Origin of the sequence: Curtobacterium sp. 'Ferrero', assembly GCF_002412165.1 — a bacterium.
In the GTDB taxonomy this organism is placed as follows: Bacteria; Actinomycetota; Actinomycetes; order Actinomycetales; family Microbacteriaceae; genus Curtobacterium.
This window is the reverse complement of the sequence record NZ_NXIA01000013.1, coordinates 15,855-36,054: the sequence shown is the minus strand read 5'-3', so window position 1 is coordinate 36,054 and position 20,200 is coordinate 15,855. Positions and strand designations below refer to the sequence as shown.

Sequence of the window (20,200 nt, the reverse complement as noted above, 5' to 3'; positions counted from 1 at the left end):
CCGTCGGTTCGGGTGGGCGCTCCGCGACCTTCGCCCGACCTAGCGGGCCAGCTTCAACCAGACCGCGCCGAGCGGCGGCACCACCAGGTGCGCCGACGCCGGTCGTCCGGCCCACGGGGTCTCCTCCGCGGTGACCACGCCCAGGTTGCCGACGCCGGAACCGCCGTACTCGGTGGCGTCCGTGTTCAGCACCTCGTGCCACGCACCGGCGGCGGGCAGACCGAACCGACGCTCCACGGGGACGCCGGAGAAGTTCACGAAGACCGCGAGCCGGTCGTCACCGTCCTTCCGCAGGAACCCCAGCGTGGAGTGCGGCGCGTCACCGCCCTCGATCCACTCGAACCCGTCCGGCGTGGAGTCGTGCGTCCACAGCGCCGGCGTCTGGCGGTACACCCGGTTCAACGCGGCGACGAGGTCTTGCACACCGAGGTGTCCCGGGTCGTCGAGGAGCCACCAGTCGAGCCCTCGGGCCTCCGACCACTCCTGCGACTGGGCGAACTCCTGCCCCATGAAGAGCAGCTGCTTGCCCGGGTGCGCCCACATGAAGGCGAGGTAGGCGCGCACGTTCGCGAGCTTCTGCCACTCGTCGCCCGGCATCTTCCCGAACAGCGAACCCTTGCCGTGCACGACCTCGTCGTGGCTGATCGGCAGCGTGAACTGCTCGCTGAACGCGTAGACGAGCGAGAAGGTGATCTCGTCGTGGTGGTAGCTGCGGTGCACGGGCTCGCGGCCGATGTACTCGAGCGAGTCGTGCATCCAGCCCATGTTCCACTTCTGCCCGAACCCGAGACCGCCCGCACTCGTGGGCTGGGTGACCCCCGGCCACGAGGTGCTCTCCTCGGCGATCATCACGATGCCGGGGTAGCGCTTGTAGGCGGTGGCGTTCGTCTCCTGCAGGAAGGAGATCGCGTCGAGGTTCTCGCGACCGCCGTGGATGTTCGGGAGCCAGTCGGTCCGCGAGTAGTCCAGGTAGAGCATCGAGGCCACGGCGTCGACCCGGAGGCCGTCGATGTGGAACTCCTCGAGCCAGTACAGCGCGTTCGCCACCAGGAAGTTCCGGACCTGGGGGTGCCCGAAGTCGAACACGTACGTGCCCCAGTCGAGCTGCTCGCCACGGCGGGGGTCCGGGTGCTCGAACAGGGCGTGCCCGTCGAACTTCGCCAGTGCCCACTCGTCCTTCGGGAAGTGTCCGGGAACCCAGTCCATGATCACGCCGATGCCCGCGCTGTGCAGCCGGTCGATGAGGTAGCGCAGGTCGTCCGGCGTGCCGAAGCGCGCGGTCGGGGAGTAGTACCCCGTGACCTGGTACCCCCACGACCCGCCGAACGGGTGTTCCGCGAGGGGGAGGAACTCGACGTGCGTGAACCCGAGGTGCTGCACGTGGCCGATCAGCTGGTCGGCAGTGTCCCGGTACGACAGGCCGGGGCGCCACGACCCGAGGTGCACCTCGTAGACGCTCATCGGCCGGTCGTGCGTGGTCGTGCGAGCCCGGTGTTCCATCCAGGCGGTGTCGCCGTCGCTCCACTCGTACGACGACGAGGTGATGATCGACGCGGTCGCCGGGGGGACCTCGGTGCGGCGTGCGAACGGGTCGGCCCGTTCAACCCAGCCGGAGTCGGTGAGGATCTGGAACTTGTACCGCTGCCCCTCGAGCGCGCCGGGCCAGAACAGCTCCCACACACCGAGGTCGGTGAGCCGACGCATCGCGGTGGTGCGGCCCTCCCAACCCTCGAAGTCGCCGATCACGCGCACGGCGGTGGCACGGGGAGCCCACACCGTGAACGCCACCCCGTCGACGCCGTCCACCGTCTTCACGTGCGCTCCGAGGTGGTGCCAGAGCTGTTCGTCGCGGCCTTCACCGAAGAGGTGCAGGTCGAGCTCGCCGATCGTCGGCGCGAAGCGGTACGCGTCGTCGGTCGTCCACGTGATGTCGTCGCCGTCGCCCTCGGGGTCGGGGTCGTAGTCGGCCTCGACCCGGTAGCGCCCGAGCGTGCCCGGCGTCGCTCCCGCCCACAGCCCGTCGCCCTCGTGGACGAGTTCGACGTCGTCGCCGTCGGGGCGGACGACCCGGACGGCGGTCGCGAGGTGCCGCACGACCCGGATGCTCGTCCCGCCGTCGACCGGGTGCGGCCCGAGGACGTCGTGGGGCTGCGACCAGCGGGCTTCGGCGACCTGCTGGCGGAGCCACTCCTCGATCGGTGCCGGACGGGGGCCGGCCGAGGTCGAGGCCGGGGCGGTTCCGGTGGTGGTGGTGGCGGTGTCACTGTCCGGTGCTGCGGCGGTCTCGCTGCTGCTGGCCGTGGCGCTGTCGGTCCCGGTGCCGTTGCCGTCGGTCCGGGTGTCGTCGCGGCTGGTGGCGGTCTCGTCGCCGTCGGTCACGGTGTCGGGTGCCGTGCTCGTGGCTGCCACCGGCGAGCCGCCCTCCGAGGTCGGGGCGTCGGCACCGTCGTCCGACGGGGCGGGGCCGGCGCCCGCACCGTTCGAGGACGGGTCCGCTGTGTTCTCCGCGGTCAGGTGCCGCGGATGCGAGGCATCGTTCGCGTGGCCGGCGAGCGTGGCCGACTCCGGGACGCCACGGTCCGGTGCCTCGCGCTGCGCCGGCGGAGCGCCGGGCAGGTCCTCGCCGGGGGCCGAGACCCGGGGTTCGTAGCGCGGCTCGGAGGCTGCCCGTGGCGAGCGGACGCCCGCACCGGCGGCGTCGGCGGTCTGGTCGGGCCGGGGCGGTACGGTCGGGGCGACGTGCTGCGCGGGGTGCGTCGGACGAGGGGTGTCCGCGGGCATGCGCCTCGGCAGCACGGCGGGCGGGGGCGGCGGCACCGGAGGCACACTGGGACCCTGCCCGCGTCCGGCCTGCGGAGGCTGCGGGGCCTCCGACCGTGCGTCCCGAGTCCGCGCGGTGGTCGTCGGGTCGGTGCTCGTCGGGTCGGTGTTCGTCTGGTCGGTGTTCGTCGGGTCGGCGCTTGTCTGGTCGGTGTTCGTCGGGACCGTCTTCTTCGGGTCCGTCGGGGTCGGTTCGGCGTCGGTCATCGGTGCGGTCCCTCCACGACGAGCAGGTGCACGGGCTCCTGGAACGCATCCAGGCGCACGTAGTTGGACGATCCCCACACCCAGCGCTGACCGGTCACGACGTCACGGACGTCGAAGGGCTCCTCGGTCGGCAGCCCGAGGGCCGCGAGGTCGAGGTGCACCGTGGTCTCGCGCGCCGAGTGCGGGTCGAGGTTCGCGACGACGATCACGGTGTCGTCGCGTCCGGAGCGCACGTAGCGCCCGGGCAGGTGCTTCGAGTACACGACGATCGCCGGGTCCTCGGCGTCGTGCACGTGCAGGTTCCGCAGCTGGCGGAGTGCGGGGTGCGCGGCGCGGAAGCGGTTGAGCATCGTCACGTACGGCGCGAGGCTCGCTCCCTCGGCCTCCGCCAACGCGAAGTCGCGCGGCTTGTACTCGTACTTCTCGTTGTCGATGTTCTCCTCGGAGCCCGGGCGGGCTACGTCCTCGAACAGCTCGTAGCCGGAGTACATGCCCCACGTCGGTGCGCCGGTGGCGGCGAGCGCTGCCCGTACCTTGTAACCGGCGCGACCGCCGAACTGCAGGTACTCGGTGAGGATGTCCGGCGTGTTCACGAACAGGTTGGGCCGGAGGTAGGCGCTCGTCTCGTGGCTGAGCTCCTCGAAGTACGACTCGATCTCCTCCCGCGTGTTCCGCCAGGTGAAGTACGTGTACGACTGCTGGAAGCCGACCTCCGCGAGGGCCCGCATCATCGCCGGGCGCGTGAAGGCCTCGGCGAGGAACACCGTGTCGGGGTGCTCGTCGCGGATCTCGCGGATCACGCGCTCCCAGAACCAGAGCGGCTTCGTGTGCGGGTTGTCGACGCGGAAGATCCGGATGCCGAACGACATCCAGTGGCGCAGGACCCGCAGGACCTCGGCGACCAGACCCTCGGGGTCGGAGTCGAACTGGATCGGGTAGATGTCCTGGTAGCGCTTGGGCGGGTTCTCGGCGGTCGCGATCGAGCCGTCGGCGCGCTGCGTGAACCAGTCCGGGTGCTCGGTGACCCACGGGTGGTCGGGCGAGCACTGCAGGGCGAAGTCGAGCGCGACCTCCATCCCGGTGTTCTTGGCGGTCTCCACGAACTCGCGGAAGTCGTCCTCGGTGCCGAGGTCGGGGTGGATCGCGTCGTGGCCGCCGTCGGCCGACCCGATGGCCCAGGGGCTGCCGGGGTCGTTCGGCCCGGCGTCGAGCGTGTTGTTCGGTCCCTTGCGCGCCGTGGTGCCGATCGGGTGGATCGGCGGGAGGTACACGACGTCGAACCCCATCCGCGCGACCGCGGGGAGCCGCCGTGCCGCCGTCCGGAAGTCACCGCTCTTCCAGGAGCCGTCCGCGTTCTTCTTCGCGCCCTCGCTCCTCGGGAAGAACTCGTACCAGGCGCCGACTCCCGCTCGGGCCCGCTCGACGTCGAGCAGCTGTGCGGGGGAGTGCGTGCGCAGGGAGGTGAGCGGCGAGTCCTCGACCTCCGATGCGACACGGGGGTCGTCGACGGCCGCGAGCCGCTCCGTCGGGTCGAGCGACGTGTCACGGACCCGCGCAGCGGCGCGAGCGGGTGCCGGGGAGTCGGTCTCGGCTGCGAGTCGGTCGAGCAGCACGCCACCGTCGAGGAGGGTCGCCTCGGTGTCCACGCCCGCGGCGATCTTCAGCCGCGCCGCGTGGATCCACGTCGCCCAGTCGTCCGAGAACGACTCGACGTGCCACGACCAGACACCGGTGTGGTCGACCTGGACGGTCGCCTCGTACCGGTCGGTCCCGGGCGCGACGAGGGTCATCGGGACCGTCCTGGTGCCGCCGTCGGGTCGTTCGAGGACGAGCTCGGCGCCGATGACACCGTGCCCCTCGCGGAACACGGTCGCGCCGAACGTGATCACCTCGCCGTCGAACGCCTTGCTGGGGTACCCGTTGGGCGTCGTCGGTGCGAGTTCGGTGATGGGGATGCGCCCGGGCTTCGGTCGCCGGGGTCGGTCTGCGGTGGCCACGGAGCCGACGCTACCCGGCTGGGCGCTCCGCGTTCACCGGAACGCGCCTCCCTTGGACGGTGCGCGTGTCGCACCCGCCTGTGCAGGGGACGGCCTGGAGGCGCGTGCCGGCGCCGCCACGCGCCTCCCGTCCGTCGCCCCACCGCGACGTTCCGACCCATCGCACGCGGAATGGAAAGCCGATCCGCTCGTAGTCGGTCGGAAAGAACGACACCCTACGAGCGGAACGGTCACCTACGAGCGGAACGGTCACCGACGAGCGGAACGGTCACCGACGAGCGGAACGGTCACCGACGAGCGGAACGGTCACCGACGAGCGGAGCGGTCACCGACGAGCGGAACGGTCACCTACGAGCGGGAGCGCCGCCTACTCGACCTCGAACACGTGGATGCCCGGCCCGTACGCCGTGAACACCTGCCCGGCCGGTCGGAGCCGCCGGTGGTCCCGGTGCTTCTCGCTCGACCACGCCAGTCGGTACCCGACCACATCCTCACGCACCGGCAACACCAGGTCCCGCGTCCGCCCGCTGCCGTGCACGACGACGAGCACCCGGTCCTCCGGCTCGTGCTCGGGCGTCGACTCGACGTAGTACTGCACCGCACGGTGGATCGGCTGGTCCCACGCCTCGACGGTCATCGGACCCCCGTCCGGCCCGTACCAGGTCATCCGGGAGGCGCTCGGCGTCTCCTGCCCCTCGACGCCGAACCGGCTCGGACGGAGCGCCGGGTGCGCCGCACGCAGCCGGGTGAGCTCGGCCACCGTGTTCGTCATCGACTCGGCGTCCTCGTCGTCCGACCAGTCCACCGGCGTCAGGTCGTCCGACACCACGTACGCGTTGTTGTTGCCGTGCTGGGTCCTGCTGCGCTCGTCGCCGGCGGTGATCATCGGGACCCCGGCGGAGAGCAGCAGGGTGCCGAACAGGTTCCGCATGCTCCGCCCCCGCGCGGCCCGCACCCCGCGGTCCTCGGTCCGGCCCTCGACGCCGTGGTTGAACGACCGGTTGTCGTCCGAGCCGTCGCGGTTCTCCTCGCCGTTCGCCTCGTTGTGCTTGCGGTCGTAGGACACCAGGTCGAGGAGCGTGAAGCCGTCGTGCGCGGTCACGAACCCGACGCCCGCGAGTGGCCCGCGCTCCGCCCCGAACAGGTGCCGCGACCCGGTGAGCGCCCCGGCGAGCGCACCGATCCCCGTCCGTGGGGCCCCGAGCCGCCGCTCCTCGGCGATGTCGGTCAGCCAGAACTGCCGCACCGTGTTGCGGAACCCGTCGTTCCACTCGCTGGTCCCCGCGCCGAACGCGCCGGTGCGCCACCCGTCCGGACCGACGTCCCACGGCTCCGCGACCACCAGGACGTCCCGCAGGTCGGGGTGCTGCCGGATCCGCTCGAGCAGCGGGTGCGCCGGGTCGAACACGTGCCGCGCGTCGCGGCCGAGCGCTGCCATCAGGTCGAACCGGAAGCCGTCGACGCGGACCTCGCGCGCCCAGTAGCGCAGGCTGTCCACGATCAGGTCCGCGGTGGCGGTCACCGACGTGTCGAGGGTGTTCCCACAGCCGGTGGTGTCGTAGTAGGTGTCGTCGGTCGCCCACCGGTACCGGTTCGCGCCGTCGAGCCCGCGGAGCGACGACGTCGGCCCGCCGAGCCCTTCCTCGGCGGTGTGGTTGTAGACGACGTCGAGGACCACCTGGATCCCGGCCTCGTGCAGCAGCCGCACCATGCCCTTGAACTCGCGAAGGACGGCGGAGGCCCCGGCGGCCCGGGCTGCGGGCGAGGCGTACGCGGCATGCGGCGCGAAGAACCCGAGCGTGTTGTACCCCCAGGCGTTCTCCCGCCCGGCGTCCCGCAGCCAGCGCTCGGTGTCGAACGCGTGCACCGGCAGGAGCTCGATCGCGGTGACGCCGATGCGGTGCAGGTGCGCGATCGTCGACGCGTGAGCCACACCGGCGTACGTGCCGCGGAGCTCGTCCGGCAGGTGCGGGTTGGCGGCGGTGAGCGTGCGGACGTTCGCCTCGTACAGCACCGTGCGGTCCAGCGACGTCGTCGGTGCGGCCCCGTCGCCCCAGTCGAACGTCTCGTCGACGACCTCGCTCGTCCACCGCGCGGGGGAGTCGGTCGCGACGATGCCGCGCGCCGCCGGGTCGAGCAGCGGCCGCGCGGGGTCGAAGTCGTGGCGGGGCCCGGCCGGACCGTCCGCGAGCAGGTGGTAGCGGTCACCCGGACGCACACCGGGCACGTCGACCGTCCAGCGGTCCGACCCGTCCTGGCGCCCGAGCGGGAACGTGCCACGGCCCTCGACCACGAGCGTGACGGCGGTCGCGGTCGCGGAGTGCGTCGTGAACCGGCCGGAGCCGTCGGCGAGGACGAACCCCGGCAGGGCGTCGGTCGCGGTCTCGTGCATGCCGTCCAGCGTACGAGGGGCCGCGGGTATCCTGGAAACGCCCGATCAGGGGGCAGGCATCGTCGATGGGAGAGCAGTGTGACGGTCTACCTGGACCACGCCGCGACGACGCCGATCCTGCCCGGGGCGCTCGCCGCGTTCACCGATGCGCTGCAGACCGTCGGCAACCCGTCGTCGATCCACTCCGCGGGACAGCGGGCGCGCATGCTCCTCGAGGACGGTCGCGCCGCGGTCGCCCGGTCCCTCGACGCCGACCCGGTCGAGGTGGTCTTCACCTCCGGCGGGACCGAGAGCATCAACCTCGCGGTGAAGGGACTGTACTGGGCGCGGCAGCAGGACCGTCCCCGACCCCGCATCGTCGTGCCGGCGGGCGAGCACCACGCGACCGTCGACACGGTCGAGTGGCTGGAGCGCCACGAGGGCGCGGTCGTGGACGTGGTCCCGTTGGACGCGCAGGGGCGCGTGGACACGGCCGCCCTGGAGGCACGGCTCGCCTCCGCCGACGACGTCGCCCTGGTCACGTTCCTCTGGGCCAACAACGAGGTCGGGACGCTCCAGCCGGTGCGGCGGATCGTCGAGACCGCGCACGCCGCCGGCGTGCCGGTGCACTGCGACGCGGTGGCCGCCTACGGGCAGGTCCCGTTGTCGTTCCGGGAGTCCGGGCTCGACGCGCTGAGCGTCTCCGCGCACAAGGTGGGCGGTCCGGTGGGCATCGGGGCGCTCGTCCTCGGGCGCCGTGCCACGGTCGAGCCGCTCATCCACGGCGGCGGGCAGCAGCGCCAGGTACGCAGCGGCACGCAGGACGCTCCGGCCGCGGCGTCGTTCGGGGTGGCCGCCACCGCTGCGGCGGCCGTGGCGGCGGCCGGTGACGACGCCGTGCGGGCGCTGCGGGACCGTCTCGTGGCGGGCGTCCGTGCGGCGGTGCCGTCCGCCCGGCTCATGGGCGACCCGGTCGACCGGCTGCCCGGCAACGCGCACTTCACCTTCGCGGGGTGCGAGGGTGACTCGCTGCTGTTCCTGCTCGACGCGGCCGGGGTCGCGGTGTCCACCGGATCGGCGTGCCAGGCGGGCGTGCCCGAGCCGTCGCACGTGCTCCTCGCCATGGGTCTGTCGGAGGAGGACGCCCGCGGAGCCCTGCGGATCACGCTGGGGCACACCACGACGGACGCCGACGTCGACGCGTTCCTCACAGCCCTGCCCGACGCCGTGGCGCGCGCGAGCGCGGCGGGCATGGCGTCCCGCGCGCCCGTCCTCGGGCGCTGACCGGTCCTCCACAGCCGGCCGTCCCGGCACCGGCGTCCACAGGCACGACGCGGGCCGTGCCTCCCGGGCGGAGAGCGCCGGTAGGATCGACGATCATGGTCGAACTGGACTTCTCCGAGCAACTCTCCGCCCTCCGCGAGACGTTCGGCAACATCCGCTCCGTGGTCGACGTCGACCGCCTGCAGCGGGAGATCGCCGAACTCAGCGAGCAGGCGGGCGCACCCGACCTGTGGGACGACGTCGAGCACGCGCAGCAGGTGACGAGCGCGCTGTCGCACCGGCAGGCCGAGCTCCGGAAGATCACCGACACCGAGCAGCGGATCGACGACCTCGAGGTCCTCGTCGAGATGGCGAACGAGGCCGACGACCAGGACTCCGCGGACGAAGCGCACGCCGAGCTCAAGGCGATCCAGAAGACCATGGGCGACCTCGAGGTGCAGACGCTCCTCGACGGCGAGTACGACGAGCGCCCCGCCGTCATCACGATCCGTGCCGGTGCCGGTGGTGTCGACGCCGCCGACTTCGCCGAGATGCTCCTGCGCATGTACCTGCGCTACACCGAACAGCACGGCTACAAGACCACCGTGATGGACACCTCCTACGCCGAGGAAGCGGGCATCAAGTCGGCGACGTTCGAGGTCGACGCGCCCTACGCCTTCGGTACCCTGTCGGTGGAGGCCGGGACGCACCGACTCGTCCGCATGTCGCCGTTCGGTGCTGCGGGCAAACGCCAGACGTCGTTCGCCGCGGTCGAGGTCATCCCGCTCATGCCGGAGACCGAGGCGATCGACATCCCCGAGAACGACATCCGGGTCGACGTCTTCCGTTCGTCGGGGCCCGGTGGTCAGTCCGTCAACACGACCGACTCCGCCGTCCGCATCACCCACCTGCCGACCGGCACCGTCGTGTCGATGCAGAACGAGAAGTCGCAGATCCAGAACCGGGCCGCCGCCATGCGCGTCCTGCAGTCGCGCCTGCTCCTGCTGAAGAAGGAAGAGGAGAACGCGAAGAAGAAGGAGCTCGCTGGCAACATCACCGCGAGCTGGGGCGACCAGATCCGCTCGTACGTCCTCGCGCCGTACCAGATGGTGAAGGACCTCCGGAGCGAGCACGAGGTCAACAACCCGTCCGCGGTGTTCGACGGCGACCTCGACGGGTTCATCAACGCGGGCATCCGCTGGCGCAAGCAGGGCGACGACGACTGAACGGATCCGAGCACTCCCGAGCCGCGCGCCTCGGTTGATTTCGGGTCGGGTCGACCTACCCTGATCCGGTCATGATCAAATTCGACCAGGTCACCAAGGTGTACTCGGGCAACCCGAGTCCTGCGCTCGACGACATCTCCCTCGAGATCCTCAAGGGCGAGTTCGTCTTCCTCGTGGGCGCGTCCGGCTCCGGCAAGTCCAGCTTCCTGCGCCTCGTGCTCAAGGAGGAGAAGCCCTCCCGCGGGCAGATCCACGTGCTCGGGCAGCGTCTCGGCAGCCTGTCGTCCCGCAAGGTCCCCTACTTCCGGCGGAACCTCGGCGTCGTGTTCCAGGACTTCCGACTCCTGCCGAACAAGAACGTGTTCGACAACGTCGCGTTCTCGCTGCAGGTGATCGGCAAGAGCAAGGGCTTCATCAGCGAGGCCGTCACCGACGTACTCAAGCTCGTCGGTCTCGCCGGCAAGGCCACCCGCATGCCGCACGAGCTCTCCGGTGGTGAGCAGCAGCGTGTCGCGATCGCGCGTGCCGTCGTGAACAAGCCGGCGATCCTCCTCGCGGACGAGCCGACCGGCAACCTCGACCCGACGACGTCCGCGGGCATCATGGCGCTCCTCGAGCGGATCAACCAGGGCGGCACCACCGTCCTCATGGCCACGCACGACGCGAGCATCGTGAACCAGATGCAGCGCCGCGTCATCGAACTGTCGAACGGCACCGTGCTGCGCGACGAGCAGTCCGGCGGCTACCAGACCCAGGCCGTCCCGATCCAGCGAGGCTCCACCGTGTCGAACACCACCGGCATCCAGACCATCCCGGGGATCATCCGATGAGGCTCGGTCTCGTCATGTCCGAGGTCGGCTCGGGACTCCGGCGCAACGCGTCGATGGTCGTCTCCGTCGTCCTCGTGACCTTCATCTCGCTGACCTTCGTGGGCACCGCGATCCTGCTGCAGATGCAGATCAACCAGATGAAGGGGTACTGGTACGACCGGGCGCAGGTCGCCGTCTACCTCTGCACGGACACCGACACCACCGGCAACTGCACGGGCGCGAAGGCGACGGCCGACCAGCAGGCACAGGTGAAGGCGCAGCTCGAGTCGTCGACGCTGAAGCCGTACATCGAGAAGTTCTACTTCGAGGACCAGCAGGACGCCTACACCCGGTTCAAGCAGCAGTTCAAGGACTCGCCCGCCACCGAGTTCGTCAAGCCCGAGTACCTCAACGAGACCTACTGGGTGAACCTCAAGAACCCGTCGCAGTCCGACGTCCTCGTGGAGAGCCTGTCCAAGGTCGCCGGCGTGCAGAGCGTGGTCGACCAGCGCGGGTACCTGCAACCGATCTTCAACCTGCTCAACGCCTCGTCGTACACGGCGATCGGCATCGCGGCGCTCATGCTCGTCGCGGCCGTACTGCTCATCGCGACCACGATCCGGTTGTCGGCGTTCAGTCGACGGCGGGAGCTCGGGATCATGCGACTGGTCGGGGCGTCGAACCGGTTCATCCAGACACCGTTCGTGCTCGAGGGGGTGATCGCCGCAGCCATCGGAGCCGTCCTCGCCGGTGGGGCGATCGTCGCCGTCGTGTGGTTCTTCGTCCGGAACTACCTGGCGATCCGGTTCTCCGGCACGGCGTTCATCGGCATGGGGGACGCGGCCATCGTGGTCCCGGCCGTGATCGTCATCGGCGTGCTGCTCGCGGGGCTGTCGGCATCGATCGCCATCCGCCGCTACCTGAAGGTGTAGCTGAGCCGCACCCGCCGCTGCCGCTGCCGCTGCCGCGCGCCGCGTGCCGCTGCCCCGAGTCTCGGCCGGGCGGACTGATTCGCGGCGATCAGGCCACGGAACTGTCCGCGGAGCCGAGTCTCGGGTCCGGCAGCACGACGCGCGCGAGCCCGACGCGCCGGGAAGATGCGACGCACCGCTGGTGTTCAGTAGTCTGTAGGGCTGCGCCGGACACCGGGTCCGGAGCGCGCCCGCTCGGGAGGAGTCGTCATGGCCAAGGAACGCGGTGAGAAGGTCGTCGCCACGAACCGTCGCGCCCGGCACGACTACCTGATCGAGGACACGTACGAGGCGGGGATGGTGCTCTCCGGCACCGAGGTGAAGTCCCTGCGCCAGGGACGCGCCTCGCTGGTCGACGGGTACGCCTTCATCGACGGCGGAGAGGCCTGGCTCGACGCCGTGCACATCCCGGAGTACACCGAGGGCACGTGGAACAACCATTCGCCCCGGCGCAAGCGGAAGCTGCTCCTGCACAAGCAGCAGATCGTCAAGATCTCGCACAAGACCGCGCAGGGCGGGTACACGTTGGTGCCGCTGCAGATCTACTTCCACGACGGCCGGGCCAAGGTGGAGATCGCGGTCGCCAAGGGCAAGCGCGAGTTCGACAAGCGCCAGGCGCTCCGCGAGAAGACCGACAAGCGTGAGGCTGAACGGGCCATGCGCCTGCGGAACCGCGTCGGCGAGTAGCGTGGCGCGCCCCGGTCGACTAGACTGGGGGACCGCCTGAACGGCGGATTGGGAACTCAACAGTGTGACAGCGGCTCGTCTGTCGGCCCGTACGGGGATGATCGGTTTCGACATCGCCTGTGTGCCGACGGGAAGCGGGCCGAGGACCCACGGTCATCTCGTGAACGATCCGTGGAAAACAACAAGTGCCAATTCCAAGCGCACTGACTTCGCTCTCGCTGCGTAAGCAGCCCAGCACATGAAGTCCGTCGGCCAGGTGACCGTCCCCTAACCTGATCCCGGCGTCATCCAGAGGACTCGCTGCACGGTTGTGCCTCAGGGCCGTGCGGGACTTGCACTGAGACTGGGCCCGTCGTCCAAGATGCCGGTAGCAATGGACGGGGCCGAGCAGAACGCCTCATCCGGCTACGCCCGTAGAAGACGTCGAATCGCAGCGTTGGACGGGGGTTCGATTCCCCCCATCTCCACCAACGCCGACGGAGGCCGCTGTCACGCAGAGTTCCCCGGACGCCCCGCTCATCCGAGCGGGGCGTTCGTCGTCTCCGTCCTGCTCGGGACGCTGTCGGTCTCCGGGAATAGGCTCGAGCCACCGGCGCGAGGACACGCCCGCGCCCACCGAGAGAGGCGCGAGTGTGGTGCAGGAGATCGCGATCCGAGTCCGTCTGCGCGAGCAGGAACGCCTGAGCCTGGGGGAGTACGAGCGCGTCGTCGGGTCGGTCGCCTCGGTCGCCGCGCTGATCCCGTGGCTGTCGACTCCGGACGCCAGGCTGGTGCTCCGCGGTCGTGCCGCCGAACCCGTCCGCGTCGAGACCGTCACGTACGGCGCGGTGTTCGAGATGCTCGTCGTCCTCGACCAGCGGTCGGCCACCGTCGAACGAGCCGCGGCGGCGGTGGCCGCACTCATCGCATCGGTGCGGGACGAGTCCGTCGCCGACGACGCGTCCGGGGTGGTCGGCGAGCTCGACCGGCTCGACCGCTCCGCTCCCCGCGGCCGCTCCGTCGCCGAGCGTGCCCTGCGGTCCGTGCTCGAGGGAGCCCGAGCGGACGTCCTCGCCCGACGGACCACGACGCGGGTGCGAGCCGCGCAGGCACTCCTCCGGCTCGCGGAGGACGGCGCCGAGCTCGAGGTCGAACGCGTCGCAGACGCGCTGGCGCCCGCGGTCGAGGAGCAGCCGGTCGAGGTCACCGCCGACACCGGCGCCGAGGTCGTCGTGGGGTCCGTCAGCGGGACCGACGACGACGAGCAGGCCGAGCGGCAGGACGGCGCGGACGACGGCGGCGAGGACGACCACGGCGCCGAGGCACCCGCAGGCACGCAGGACGGCGGGAAGAAGGACGGCGGGAAGAAGGCCGAGAAGAAGAAGGCCGAGAAGCAGAAGGCCGAGAAGCAGAAGGACGGCGGGAAGAAGGCCGAGAAGCAGAAGGCCGGCGGGAAGAAAGCCGACAAGAAGAAGGCCGAGAAGAAGAAGGCCGAGAAGAAGAAGGCCGAGAAGCAGGCCGGGAAGAAGGCCGACAAGCGCGGGAAGTAGCGTGAGCCTGTGGGATTGTACAGGGCGGATGTTTCCACCTCGTTAAATAATCCGGCGAACCCGCCGTCGAGTGCCATTGTCGTTGCACGCGACCCCCGAGGGAGGGGTGGCGTCATTCGACAGGAGCAACAGTGGCAACAACGACGACACAGGCGCTGCCGGACACCGGCCTCAAGCGCAACGTCGGCTTCATCGGGCTCATCTGGGCATCGACGGGGTCGATCATCGGGTCCGGGTGGCTCTTCGGGTCGCAGGAGGCCCTGAAGACAGCGGGTCCCGCCGCGATCATCTCGTGGCTCATCGGCGGTGTGGCGGTCCTCGTCCTCGCCCTCGTGCACGCCGAACTCGGCGGCATGTTCCCGATCGCGGGCGGAACGGCGCGGTTCCCGCACATCGCGTTCGGTGGCGTGGCCGGCGCATCGTTCGGCTGGTTCTCGTGGCTGCAGTCGGTCACGGTCGCGCCGATCGAGGTCGAGGCCATGATCAAGTACGCGCAGCACTGGGAGTTCGCCCACCCGTGGCTGCACACCACGGTCGTGGACGGCGAGACGCAGCAGCTGCTCACCGGGTCCGGCATCGCGGTCGCGATCGTGCTGATGGCCATCGTCACCGCGGTCAACCTGCTGAGCGTCCGCATCCTCGCGAACACGAACTCGGCCGCGACGTGGTGGAAGGTCGCGATCCCCCTCCTGGTCATCATCGTGCTCGCCTTCAGCGGCTTCCACGGCAGCAACTTCACCGCGGCCGACGGCTTCCTCCCGGGCGGGGCGAAGGGCATCCTCGCGGCGGTGTCGACCTCCGGCATCATCTTCGCGTTCCTCGGGTTCGAGCAGGCGGACCAGCTCGCCGGCGAGGCGAAGAACCCCAAGCGCGACATCCCGCGCGCGGTCATCGGCTCGGTCATCATCGGCCTGGTGATCTACCTGCTCCTGCAGGTCGTGTTCCTCGGCGTGCTCCAGTCGAACGTCATCCAGGGGTCCTGGGCGACCGCGGACTTCACGAAGTACACCGGTCCGTTCGCCGACATCGCGATGGCGGCCGGCATCACCTGGCTGGCGGTGATCATCTTCATCGACGCGATCATCTCGCCCGGTGGCACCGGCCTGATCTACGTGACGGCGACGACCCGCATCTCGTACGGGCTCAGCCGCAACGGCTACTTCCCGAAGGCGTTCGAGTGGACGACGAAGGCCGGTGTGCCGTGGGTCGGCCTGGTCACCGCGTTCGTCGTGGGCTGCGCGTGCTTCGCGCCGTTCCCGTCGTGGCAGGGTCTGGTCTCGCTCATCACGAGCGCCTCGGTGCTCATGTACGCGGGTGCGCCGCTCGCCCTCGGCGCGTTCCGGAAGCGGATCCCCGAGGTCGAGCGCCCGTACCGGATGCCGGCGGCGAGCGTGCTCGCACCGGTCGCGTTCGTCATCGCGAACCTCATCATCCTCTGGACCGGGTGGGACACCGACTGGAAGCTCGGCATCGCGATCCTCATCGGAGCGGTCGTCATCGTCCTGAACAACGTGTTCCGGGGCGCGTCCAGCGTGCAGCCGCGGTGGGACTGGAAGGCAGCCCAGTGGCTGCTGCCCTACCTGGTCGGCATGGGACTCATCGTGTTCCTCAGCGATTTCGGACCGCTCACGACGCCGGTCTTCCCGCTGTGGGTCGACATCGTCGTCGTCGCGGTGTTCTCGCTGGTGATCTACTACTGGGCCGTCAACTCCGCCAGCACGCGGGAGGAGATCCTCCGCACCGCCGAGGACGTCCGCGAGGTCGAGGAGTCGAACGTGGTGGAGCCCGTCCACCACTGAGTCCGCCACCGGATCGCAGGGGGCGACACGAGACGGACGGGAGGCCCGTGGCGATGCCGCCACGGGCCTCCCGTCCGTCCGTCGGTCGCCCGGCGACCGCCCGGTCAGAAGTCGAACAGGTTCGCGCGGATCCCCCCGTCCCCGTACTCCCGGCGGAGCAGCCCGCGCTTCCGGAGCACGGGCACCAGGTCGCCGAGCATCCGGTACACCTGCGCCGGGTGCAGGTCGCCGGAGAGGATGAAGCCGTCGTTGTCGGCGTCCGCCCCGAGCTCCTCGACGAAGTCGGCGAACTCGTCCGCGGTGCCGACGAAACCGCTCCTGGTGCTGATCCGGCCGAGCCGTGCCTTCCGGGCCAGCAGGTCGCGGAGGGGAGCGTCCGGGGTGTCGCCGACGAGTCCGCGGATCGTGCCGGCGGAGACGTGGTCGCCGAACGTTCCCGGCGGGATCGGCGCGTCGAGGTCGAGCGCGAGCAGGTCCGTCTCGGAGTCGCTCGACCAGGCCACGGCTGCGGCACGCAGGGCCTCGTCGGTCGGGTGCTCCGAGGCCGCGACGATCCGGTCGGCCTCCTCCGGCGAGGACACCAGGACCGGCTTCAGGACGAACAGCACGCGGATGTCGTCGGCGGACCGGCCGGCGTCCGAGGCTGCCGTGAGCACCCGGGAGCGGTAGTCGCGGACCGCGGCGGCCGTCAGCGGTGCGAGCGCGAGCTGCACGTCCGAGTGCGTCCCGGCGAACCCGAGCCCGCGACCGGACCCGCCGGGGGAGACGATCACCGGGTCGGTGTCGAGCGGCAGGGCGTTGAGGGGACCGTCGGCGGTGAAGTACGCGCCCTCGTGGTGGAACGCGTCGAGGGCGTCCCCGTCCGCGAAGTGCCAGTCGGTCGCGTCGCCCACGTAGCCGTGCGACCCCCACGAGTGCCAGAGGCGGCGCACGAGCTGCAGCCACTCCTCGGCGCGGTCGTACGCGGCGTCGTGCGGCAGCGGCGCGAGACCCGCGTGCCGGGCGCTGCCGGTGTCGGTCACGACGTTGAGGCCGAAGCGGTCGCCGGACAGGTGCGCGAGCGTGGCGGCCTGGCGAGCCGCGAGGTACGGCGGTGTGAACCCGGCGTTGATCGTCGGCGCGATGCCGAGGTGCGTCGTCGCGGCGAAGAGGTACGGCGCCAGCAGGAGCGGGTCGTGCTTCGGTCCGCCGTACGCCTGGCGGATGCGCAGGTCGAGGGTCGCCGGGCTGCCGAGGGAGATCGCGTCCTCGGCGATCACGAGGTCCATGCCGGCCTGCTCGAGTGCCCGGACCGACTGCTGGTACAGGTCCGGCTTCGTCCAGTCGTGGCCCCAGTGCCAGTCGTCGCGGCCCCACGCCTGCGGGCCGAACCCGCGCGAGAAGAAGTACCCGAAGTGCTGCAGCTCGGCCATGGTCAGACCTCCTCGGCGATGACGTGCCCCTGCGGGACGGTGTGCGCGAGCGAGGCGACCTCCGAGGCGGTCGCGCCCCGTGCCTCCCGGCTGGGTCCGCGCAGCGCGGCGAAGCCGCGGTCGAGGTCGCGGACCAGGTCCGCGACGTCCTCGATGCCGACCGACAGCCGGATCAGGCCGTCCCCGATGCCCTGCTCGGCCCGTTCCTCCGGCGTGCGGCCGGCGTGGGTCGTCGTCGCCGGGTGCAGGATGAGCGACCGCACGTCGCCGAGGTGGGTCATCCGGCTGAAGAGCTCGACCGCGTCGATGAAGGTGCGGGCGGCTGCCTCGCCGCCGGCGAGGGTGAACGCGAAGACGGAGCCGGCTCCGCGGGGCAGGTAGCGCTGGGCGAGGTCGTGGTACGGACTGGAGGCCAGACCCGCGTGGTCGACGCTCGTCACCTCCGGCTGCTGGTCCAGGTACTCCGCGATCGCCAGCGCGTTCGCGCTGTGCCGTTCGACGCGCAGGCTCAGCGTCTCGATGCCCTGGCGCAGCAGGAACGCGTTGAACGGCGACGGTGTGGGGCCGATGCGGGAAGCGATCACATCGCGGGCGAAGACGACGAACGCGCGGCTGCCGAAGCGTTCGACGTAGCTCTGCCCGCCGAGCGACCGTTCCGGCGTGGTCAGGTGCGTCCACCGCTCGGGCGCGGCCGACCAGTCGAACGTGCCGCCGTCGACCACGACACCGCCGAGGCCGGCTCCGTGCCCGGAGAGGAACTTCGACGCGGAGTGCACGACGATGTCCGCACCGTGCTCCACCGGGCGGACGAGGTACGGCGTGGCGAGGGTGTTGTCGACGATCAGGGGGACACCGGCGCGGTGTGCGGCGTCGGCCACGCCCGTGATGTCGAGCACGTCGTTCTTCGGGTTCGGGATCGTCTCGGCGAAGAACGCCTTCGTGTTCGGTCGGACCGCGGCGGCCCAGGCGTCGAGGTCGCGGGCGTCGGCGACGAAGTCGACCTCGATGCCGAGTCGGCCGAGGTTCTGCAGCAGCAGGCCGCGGGTCCCCTCGTAGATGCTGCGGGCGCTCACCACGTGGTCGCCAGCCTGTAGCAGCCCGAGGAACGCCACCGTCGCCGCAGCCTGTCCGCTGCCGACGAGGATCGCCTCCGCGCTGCGCTCCAGCAGCGCGACGCGGCGTTCGACGTCCGCGTTCGTCGGGTTGCCGAGTCGGGTGTACGTGTACCCGTCGTCGGTGCCGGCGAAGCGGTCGCGGGCCTGGTCGAAGTCGTCGAAGAGGAAGCCCGACGACATGTGGATCGCGGGCACCCGCGCGCCGTGCGCCGGGTCGGGGACGAAGCCGCCGTGCACCTGCTCGGTGGCGAAGCCGTGCTGCGGGGCGGTGGGCTCCTCGTTCGTCATGCGGTCCTCCAGCGTTCGACGGGTGGCGGTACCCTCGCACGCTGCGCTCCGCGGACAGGCGAATGCTGCACCGGGTTACAAACGGCCGGGCCAATCCGTGCGGACCGGCGTGCCGATGGAGCGCCGGGCGGCGTCGCGCGCGGCGAGCAGACGGCGCGGGAAGGTCGACGGCAGGGCGTCCGGCAGGGCACCGACGGGGAACCACCGGACGTCGTCGCTCTCGTCGCTGGCCGCGGTGGCGGCCGACGGGTCGACGAGCGCCACGAAGCCGACGTCCCAGTGCGCGGCGCACCGTCCGAAACCGTCGTGCAGGTCGTGCCGGTCGACGTCGACGATGCGACCGTCGAGCAGTTCGAGGTCGGCGATCCCGGACTCCTCCCGTGCCTCGCGTCTGGCGGTGTCCGCGAGGTCGCGGTCGTCGGGTTCGAGGTGGCCGCCGAACTGCACCCAGAAGCCCCCTTTCCGGTGCAGGCAGAGCAGGGTCTGCTCGAGGTCCGGTGAGAAGACGAAGCAGGACGCCGTGAGGTGTTCCGGGCCTCCCTCGCGTCGGAGTGCGGCGGCGCCGTGCCGGTCCACGAAGTGCCGCGCGGCGACGACGCCGGGAACGTCGTCGTCGGTGCGGGCGAGGGCGGTGGTGACGTCGGCGAGGCGCATCGGTCCATCGTCGCAGGTCGCCCGGAGCCGCTCCGGAGCGACGTTGCTCGCGTCGATCGACGAGCGGGACGTCGCACGATGCGCGCGCATCCTCTGCGGGCGCATGTGTCGACGTTGCACCCGTGGAACGACACGTGTCTTGTCGAAACACGCGCGTTTCCTGGACCCGCCGGCCCGCCGGCCGGCCGGCCCGGCGCCCGCGTCAGAGCAGGGAGCGGACGCCCGCGACGACGGTGTCCCACACGGCGAGCAGGGGGCCGCGGGCGAGCCACACCGCGACGCCGTTCACGACCAGGAACAGCACGAACCACAGCGTCGCCGGCACCCGCAGCTCGGCGGCGGCGATGTGGAAGTCGGTCTGTACGCGGGCACCGGTCAGGAGCCACCGCGCGACCTGCAGCACCGACCGGAGCCCGTCGACCACGAAGAACGCCCCCACCGCGGCCACGACGAGCACGGTCGTCTCCGACGGGCGGAGGGCCACCCACAGTGCGAGCGCGTCGAAGCCGACCACCACGAGCAGCCCGAACCAGTTCCGCACGAAGAGCAGCGCGACGAGCCCGATGGCCCCGAGCACCGCGACCGGCAGCCACCGCGACCCGTCCAGCACTCCCGTCACCAGGAGCACACCGGCCCACAGCGGCGCCGAGTACCCGGCGAACAGGTTGAGGACCCGCACGACCCACCGGATCGCGTGCGGGACCCGACCGAGCTGCACCCAGGCCTCGCCCGACCCGTCCGGGTGCAGGTCGATGCGCTGGATGCGGCCGCCGAACGGGACGACCACGACGACGTGGCCGACCTCGTGGGCGATCGTCGCCGCGATCCCCGCGACCCGGCCGGCGACGGGCACGAACGGCAGGACCGCGCCGACGAGGAGCGCGACGGTGACGAGGGACGGGGCAGCGGTCATGAGGCGGCAAGCATCGCAGCCCCGTCCAGGAGGAACCCTGGGATCAGGTGGAGAGCACCGTGACGACGATGGCGACCGAGGCCACCACCGTCAGTCCGGCGAGGACGGCGAGGAACACCGTCAGGCGGTTCACGCGCTG

General features: G+C 71.0%; 14 protein-coding genes and 1 other RNA gene. 8 read left to right on the top strand and 7 right to left on the bottom strand.

The window, feature by feature from the left end; all coding sequences use genetic code 11:
- Positions 1 to 39: 39 nt before the first annotated feature.
- The 3 genes from glgB to Csp2054_RS12025 all read right to left on the bottom strand — a co-directional run bounded on the left by glgB (position 40) and on the right by Csp2054_RS12025 (position 7,416).
- Positions 40 to 3,027: a 1,4-alpha-glucan branching protein GlgB gene (glgB, locus tag Csp2054_RS12040; RefSeq protein WP_255252723.1), complete on the bottom strand. Its 2,988-nt coding sequence runs from the start codon at positions 3,025 to 3,027 to the stop codon at positions 40 to 42.
- Entirely contained in the window at positions 3,024 to 5,024 is a 2,001-nt protein-coding gene (locus tag Csp2054_RS12030) for an alpha-1,4-glucan--maltose-1-phosphate maltosyltransferase (RefSeq protein WP_255252722.1), read from the bottom strand. Before Csp2054_RS12030 ends, glgB begins: the two co-directional genes overlap by 4 nt.
- Positions 5,025 to 5,391: 367 nt before the next feature.
- Positions 5,392 to 7,416: a glycogen debranching protein gene (locus Csp2054_RS12025; protein WP_096899555.1), complete on the bottom strand. Its 2,025-nt coding sequence runs from the start codon at positions 7,414 to 7,416 to the stop codon at positions 5,392 to 5,394.
- A 78-nt stretch (positions 7,417 to 7,494) separates the two neighbouring features.
- Here Csp2054_RS12025 and Csp2054_RS12020 point away from each other — a divergent pair, with 78 nt between their 5' ends.
- The 8 genes from Csp2054_RS12020 to Csp2054_RS11985 all read left to right on the top strand — a co-directional run bounded on the left by Csp2054_RS12020 (position 7,495) and on the right by Csp2054_RS11985 (position 15,679).
- The gene (locus tag Csp2054_RS12020) at positions 7,495 to 8,679 is read left to right on the top strand and encodes a cysteine desulfurase family protein (RefSeq protein ID WP_096899554.1); all 1,185 of its coding nucleotides are present in this window, start codon (positions 7,495 to 7,497) and stop codon (positions 8,677 to 8,679) included.
- Between the two features lie 95 nt (positions 8,680 to 8,774).
- A complete protein-coding gene (gene prfB / locus Csp2054_RS12015) occupies positions 8,775 to 9,884 on the top strand; it encodes a peptide chain release factor 2 (protein ID WP_096899553.1) in 1,110 nt (369 codons plus the stop codon).
- A gap of 71 nt (positions 9,885 to 9,955) precedes the next feature.
- A complete protein-coding gene (ftsE, locus tag Csp2054_RS12010; protein ID WP_096899552.1) occupies positions 9,956 to 10,714 on the top strand; it encodes a cell division ATP-binding protein FtsE in 759 nt (252 codons plus the stop codon).
- Positions 10,711 to 11,625 carry a permease-like cell division protein FtsX gene (gene ftsX / locus Csp2054_RS12005; protein WP_096899551.1) on the top strand — a complete coding sequence of 305 codons (915 nt, stop codon included), beginning with the start codon at positions 10,711 to 10,713 and terminating at the stop codon, positions 11,623 to 11,625. The genes ftsE and ftsX overlap by 4 nt, the downstream gene beginning before the upstream one ends.
- 249 nt (positions 11,626 to 11,874) lie before the next feature.
- A complete protein-coding gene (gene smpB / locus Csp2054_RS12000) occupies positions 11,875 to 12,351 on the top strand; it encodes an SsrA-binding protein SmpB (RefSeq protein ID WP_096899550.1) in 477 nt (158 codons plus the stop codon).
- 93 nt (positions 12,352 to 12,444) lie between these two features.
- Positions 12,445 to 12,821: a transfer-messenger RNA gene (ssrA, locus tag Csp2054_RS11995) on the top strand.
- 162 nt (positions 12,822 to 12,983) lie between these two features.
- Positions 12,984 to 13,880, top strand: a complete 897-nt coding sequence (locus Csp2054_RS11990) for a hypothetical protein (RefSeq protein ID WP_096899549.1) — start codon at positions 12,984 to 12,986, stop codon at positions 13,878 to 13,880.
- A gap of 131 nt (positions 13,881 to 14,011) precedes the next feature.
- Entirely contained in the window at positions 14,012 to 15,679 is a 1,668-nt protein-coding gene (locus tag Csp2054_RS11985; RefSeq protein WP_217990918.1) for an APC family permease, read from the top strand.
- 104 nt (positions 15,680 to 15,783) lie between these two features.
- Here Csp2054_RS11985 and Csp2054_RS11980 read toward each other — a convergent pair whose 3' ends face one another.
- From Csp2054_RS11980 to Csp2054_RS11965, 4 genes are all read right to left on the bottom strand, one after another.
- Positions 15,784 to 17,091 (bottom strand): LLM class flavin-dependent oxidoreductase, encoded by a 1,308-nt coding sequence (locus Csp2054_RS11980; RefSeq protein WP_096899548.1) that lies wholly within the window; start codon positions 17,089 to 17,091, stop codon positions 15,784 to 15,786.
- Positions 17,092 to 17,093: 2 nt separating this feature from the next.
- Positions 17,094 to 18,494: an O-acetylhomoserine aminocarboxypropyltransferase/cysteine synthase family protein gene (locus Csp2054_RS11975; RefSeq protein ID WP_096899547.1), complete on the bottom strand. Its 1,401-nt coding sequence runs from the start codon at positions 18,492 to 18,494 to the stop codon at positions 17,094 to 17,096.
- Positions 18,495 to 18,569: 75 nt separating this feature from the next.
- Complete coding sequence (locus tag Csp2054_RS11970; RefSeq protein ID WP_096899621.1) at positions 18,570 to 19,148, bottom strand: NUDIX hydrolase; 579 nt, start codon at positions 19,146 to 19,148, stop codon at positions 18,570 to 18,572.
- A 202-nt stretch (positions 19,149 to 19,350) separates the two neighbouring features.
- The gene (locus tag Csp2054_RS11965; protein WP_096899546.1) at positions 19,351 to 20,061 is read right to left on the bottom strand and encodes a M50 family metallopeptidase; all 711 of its coding nucleotides are present in this window, start codon (positions 20,059 to 20,061) and stop codon (positions 19,351 to 19,353) included.
- Between the last annotated feature and the right edge of the window lie 139 nt (positions 20,062 to 20,200).